We start from the raw sequence: 5,001 nt of genomic DNA, 5'->3' as shown, positions 1-5,001 counted from the left end.
GCGGGCCGGAGGCCTTTCGCGGAAGCGGACCGGAGGCCTTGTTTTTGCATGGGATCCCTGTTTTTGCATGGGATCCCTTGACCACTGGGGACCTGAACCCCATCTTGTTACAGAAATTTAGAATCGTTACAATGAGTTAGAATCTTTGCTCATCTTTGCATCGCAGGTTTTATCCTATGGCACCCTCTCAGCAGTTTCCCGTGCTACTCGCCTCAGCTTTGCGTCACGACAGCGTAACTCCGCGCTGGTCTCAAGTGGCGTGGACCGTTTTGCGGGTGGTGGCAGGGCTATTCATGATTCACAACGGCCTTGACAAGCTGGCAGATATCGAAGGGTTTGCGACGGCTTATGTAGAAGTGATCGGGTTGCCCTTCCCGATCTTCTTCGCTTATGTGGCTGCCTATACCGAGCTGATCGCAGCTCCGATGGTGGCGTTGGGTTTGTTGACCCGAGGGGCAGCACTGGGCTTGTTCGCCACGATGGCGGTGGCCATGTTCCATCACATTAAGGTGGCCGGCTTCAGCGTTCCCTACTTGGAGCTATCCGCCATTTACGCAGCGATCTTCCTGGCCTTTGCGGTGAATGGGGGGGGCTGGTTCTCTGTGGATCAGCTCTTGGTGAACGCAATCGAGTCGTGGCTGAACCGCTCCAGCCGAGAGAAGTTGGAGAGCTTGCAGTCTTCGTTGCAGGCCACGGAACGGGTAATTGCGCTGGGCGAGGAAGAGGCCGAGGCCGCCAAGACCACCGGATCCTGAGCTTTGGTGGCCATTCCCGATAGCGGCGAGGCTGCTCCTCTCTCCCTCTGAGAGAGAGGTTAGCAGTGAGAGTCATCCTGCTAAATGCGGCTGGCGGCCCGCTCCATCAGGCGTTGGTGGGTGGAGCGCACAGGCTCTCCTGGCTTGGGTTGCCGCTGCACGTAGGTGCCATCAGGGCGCAACTCCCAGGCTTGCCGGTTGTCCGTCAGGCAGATGTCCAAGATCGCCTTGAGCTCCCGCTGCAACGCGGGATCCTCCACAGGGGTAACCACCTCAACGCGCCGATCCAGGTTGCGGGTCATGTAGTCGGCACTGCCGATGAAGTACTCTTCCTGGCCGCCATTGTAGAAGTAGAAGATGCGGGAGTGCTCCAGGAAGCGCCCGATGATGCTGATCACGCGGATGCGTTCGCTTAGGCCGGGGATCCCGGGCTTGAGGCAGCACATGCCGCGCACGATGAGATCGATCTCCACCCCGGCTTGGCTGGCCTCGTAGAGCAGCCGGATCATTTCCGGGTCGGTGAGAGAGTTGATCTTGACGATGATACGCCCCTGGCCCCCCGCTTGGGCATGGCGCATCTCGCGGCGGATCAGGGCTTCCATGCCTTGGCGTAGGGTTCTGGGGGCCACCAAGAGCTTGCGGAATTGCCGTTGCCGTGAGTAGCCCGTCAGTAGGTTGAACAATTCCGTAACATCGTTGCAGAGGGTCTCATCGCAAGTGAACAGCCCTAGGTCGGTATAGATACGGGCGGTTTTGGGGTTGTAGTTGCCGGTGCCGATGTGGACGTAGCGGCGCAGGGATCCCTCCTCTTCCCGCACCACCAAAGCCAGTTTGCAGTGGATTTTCAGCCCCGGCAGGCCGTAGGCCACGTGGACCCCGGCTTTCTCCAGCTTTTTGGCCCAGAGGATGTTGTTTTCTTCGTCGAAACGGGCTTTGAGCTCCACCAGAGCGGCCACCTGCTTGCCGTTTTCGGCGGCCTGAATGAGGGATTTCACCACCGTCGAGTCGCCGGAGGTGCGGTAGAGGGTTTGCTTAATGGTGAGCACCTGCGGATCGTTGGCGGCCTCCTCCAAAAACCGTTCCACGCTGGCGGCAAAAGAATCGTAGGGGTGATGCACCAACAGATCCCCTTCCCGGATGACGGCAAAGATATCCACCGGCTCATCGCTGACCGAGGCAGTGCGCAGGCGGGGCGGGGTGACCGGCCCCCAAGGGGGATCCTTCAAATCGGGCCGATTCAGGCTGAGAAACGCCATCACCCCCCCCATACTCAAGAGGCCATCCACTTCGTACACCGAGTCACTGTTGAGGCGCATCTCTTCGCTGAGCCGTTGTCGGATGGCTGCCGGAGTTTGGCTGGCAATCTCCATGCGCACCACTGAGCCGAAGCGGCGCTTGCGCAGCTCTTCTTGAATGGCAGCCAGCAGATCGTCGGCCTCGTCCTCTTGGATTTCCAGATCGGCATCCCGGGTGATGCGGAAGGGGTAGTACTCCAGCACCTGCATGCCGACAAACAGCGCTTCCAGATGGTGGGCAATCACCTGATCCAGCGGCACAAAGCTTACCCCATCCCGCAGCGGCACAAAGCGGGGCAAGGTGTTGGGCACCTTCACGCGAGCAAAATGCTCCTTGCCAGTCTCTGGATCCCGCACCACCACCGCCAAGCTGAGGCTGAGGTTGGAGATGTAGGGAAAGGGATGGCCCGGATCCACTGCCAAGGGGGTGAGCACCGGAAACAAACGCCTCTCAAAGTAGTCCCGCAGCTCCTGCCGTTCCGACTCGGCCAGCTCGGAAAAATCGCGGATGTGAATGCCCTGTTCCGCCAGCTTGGGCACCAGTTCCTGCCGGAAGCAAGTGTGCAATTTTCGAATCAGGGGGCGCAGGTGGCTCGAGATCTGCTGCAACTGCTGCTGCGGTGTAAGGCCATCCGGGGTTAGCACCAACACGCCCGTTTCCAACTGACGACGGATCACCGCCACCCGCACCATGAAAAATTCGTCCAGGTTGCTCTCAAAGATGGCCAGAAACTTCAGCCGCTCCAGCAGAGGTGTGCGCTCATCCAGGGCCTCGTGCAAAACCCGGGCATTGAATTCAATCCAGCTCAGCTCCCGGTTGAAATACTGCTCCGGCAGAGCATAGCCCTCTTGGATGGGTGTAGTCCGGATCCCTGGTTGTCCGGCATCAGGGGGGCAGCCCGTCGTGTCGGGGTTGCAGGGTGGCCAGGAAGGGTCAGTTTCCTTGGGACGCGGAGTCATGACGACAGAGGGCTGGGTTATCTCAAACACGTCAACAACAGCTGGAGCCGACCCAATCCTATCCTGCGGGGTTCTGCTGAGGCGAAGGAGAAGTGCCCAAGACGGGCTTGGGCGGACGTTCAGGCAACAATCCTTGAGAGCGCGTCAGAAGAATGACCTGGAGCAGGATCCCGATCAACAAAATGCGCAAAGGGCCAGCCCGGGTGGCCCACTGGGGCGGCAAACGGTTGGTGAGCCACTCGCTGCCCGACCACACCCCCCAAATTACCAGCGCTCCCAGCAAGGCGCCGCGATTGTTGCCACTGCCCCCCGCGATCAGCATTACCCAAACGATAAAGGTGGCAAACTCCGGTTGAAAGGCTTCTGGGCTGATGAAATTGACAAAATGGGCGTAGAGGGCCCCCGCCAACCCCATGAGCATGGATCCCAGCACAAACGCTTGCAGGCGAAACTGGAGCACACCTTTGCCGGCAGCCAGGGTTGCCGGTTCATCCTCGCGAATGGCCCGCAACACCCGCCCCCAAGGGGAGCGATAGGCCCGCTCCGTGGCCCAGTAGACCGCCGCCAAGATCAACAGCACCAAGCCCAAGTAGAGAAGAGTATCCTGACCTGGGATCCAGCCGCGAAAGGGTCGCGGAATGCGGGTAATTCCCCGCACACCGTTGGTGAGCCAGCCCTCATTTCTCAGGATTTGGCTGATGATCTCAGCAATGCCGATGGTGGCGATGGCCAAGTAGTCGGAACGCAGCTTCAGGGTAATCAACCCGATCAAAAAGGCAATCGCCCCGGCGACAGCCACAGCTATGGCAAAACCCACCCAAAAGGGCAGATTGAAGCCGCCCAAATGCTCGGCGCTTGGGGGTGTGGTGACAATGGCGCTGGCATAGGCTCCCACGGCAAAAAAAGCCCCCACCCCGATGTTGAACATGCCGGCGTAGCCCCACTGGATATTGAGGCCCAGCACCAGCACGCCGTAGATCCCCACCAAAACCAGAAAGAAAATGCCGTAGCTCAACATCAGACATCCCCCCCACCCGGGGATCCCAGCAATCCCGTGGGTCGGAAGATCAGCAGCAGTACCAAAATGGCGAAGGCCACCCCGGTTTTATAGGCAGGGTTCATCACCAAGGTGGAAAACTCTTCCGCCAGGCCAATCACCAGCCCTCCGGCAATGGCCCCGTAAGGGCGACCAATGCCGCCGAGAATGGCCGCTGCAAAAATGGGCAGCAATAGCCGCCAGCCCATGGTGGGGTGCAGACGGGTATCCATGCCCAGGAACACACCTGCTGCACAGGCCAAGGCTGCGCCAATGGCCCAAGTCCAGAGGACGATCCGCTCTGTATCAATGCCAGTAATCTTGGCCAGCTCAAAATTGTCGGCCATGGCCCGCATCGCTTTGCCCACCCGCGTGCGTTGTAAGAAGAGATGCAGTGCCACCACCAACAGGGCTGTTCCCGCCAGGATTACCGCCCAATCGGGCTTAATGCGCAGCTCCCCAAGCCGCCACGGCAACTGGATCCCGCTGCGGTACACCTGATTGTTGGGCCCCCAGATGATCTGCACCAGGCTGCGCAGAATCAGGGCGGTGCCAAAAGAAGAAATGAGCAAGATCACCGGGGCCTCCCGGCGCAGGCGGCGATAGATGAGCTGGTCGATCCCAACTGCACAAAGTACCGTGGCCAAGGCTGCCGGGATCAGGCTCACCCCAATCGGCCAACCCAGCCCGACCAACGTCAGGCCGAAGTAGGCCCCCAGCGTCATCAGATCCCCATGGGCAAAGTTGGCAAAGCGCAAAATGCCAAAGGTCAGCGACACCCCAATTGCTCCCAGGGCGTAGATGCTGCCCAAGACAAGGCCGTAGATGAAAAGTTGCAACAGTTGGGTCACGCTTGCCCCCAAAAACACTTTGCCCTGATAATGCCACGGGTTTGCCGAGAGCGGGATCCCGTCCGGCACAGCGGAAGGATACGGCTGATCGCGCCAGCGGGACG

4 protein-coding genes are annotated in these 5,001 nt (G+C 59.8%); 1 reads left to right on the top strand and 3 read right to left on the bottom strand.

Features of this window, described 5'->3' with window-relative positions:
• Positions 1-254: 254 nt before the first annotated feature.
• Positions 255-755, top strand: a complete 501-nt coding sequence (locus tag NW819_RS07445; protein WP_414413368.1) for a DoxX family protein — start codon at positions 255-257, stop codon at positions 753-755.
• Between the two features lie 80 nt (positions 756-835).
• Here the strand turns inward: NW819_RS07445 and ppk1 are convergent, their stop codons facing one another.
• From ppk1 to NW819_RS07430, 3 genes are all read right to left on the bottom strand, one after another.
• The gene (gene ppk1 / locus NW819_RS07440; RefSeq protein WP_414407338.1) at positions 836-3,010 is read right to left on the bottom strand and encodes a polyphosphate kinase 1; all 2,175 of its coding nucleotides are present in this window, start codon (positions 3,008-3,010) and stop codon (positions 836-838) included.
• A gap of 58 nt (positions 3,011-3,068) precedes the next feature.
• Positions 3,069-4,028 (bottom strand): branched-chain amino acid ABC transporter permease, encoded by a 960-nt coding sequence (locus NW819_RS07435; RefSeq protein WP_414413367.1) that lies wholly within the window; start codon positions 4,026-4,028, stop codon positions 3,069-3,071.
• Positions 4,028-5,001, bottom strand: a 974-nt coding sequence (locus NW819_RS07430) for a branched-chain amino acid ABC transporter permease (protein WP_414413366.1), incomplete at its 5' end; no start/stop codon positions are given. The genes NW819_RS07430 and NW819_RS07435, both read right to left, overlap by 1 nt.

This window comes from Synechococcus sp. R8-2 (assembly GCF_047461715.1).
Lineage (GTDB): Bacteria > Cyanobacteriota > Cyanobacteriia > Thermostichales > Thermostichaceae > Thermostichus.
The sequence above is the reverse complement of the archived record's forward strand: the minus strand, read 5'-3'. Positions and strand labels throughout refer to the sequence as shown.

What these genes read in the sequence shown, in the direction of transcription:
- ppk1 (WP_414407338.1), bottom strand. Translation starts at nt 3,010, where the DNA reads ATGACTCCGCGTCCCAAGGAAACTGACCCTTCCTGGCCACCCTGCAAC.
- NW819_RS07435 (WP_414413367.1), bottom strand. Translation starts at nt 4,028, where the DNA reads ATGTTGAGCTACGGCATTTTCTTTCTGGTTTTGGTGGGGATCTACGGC.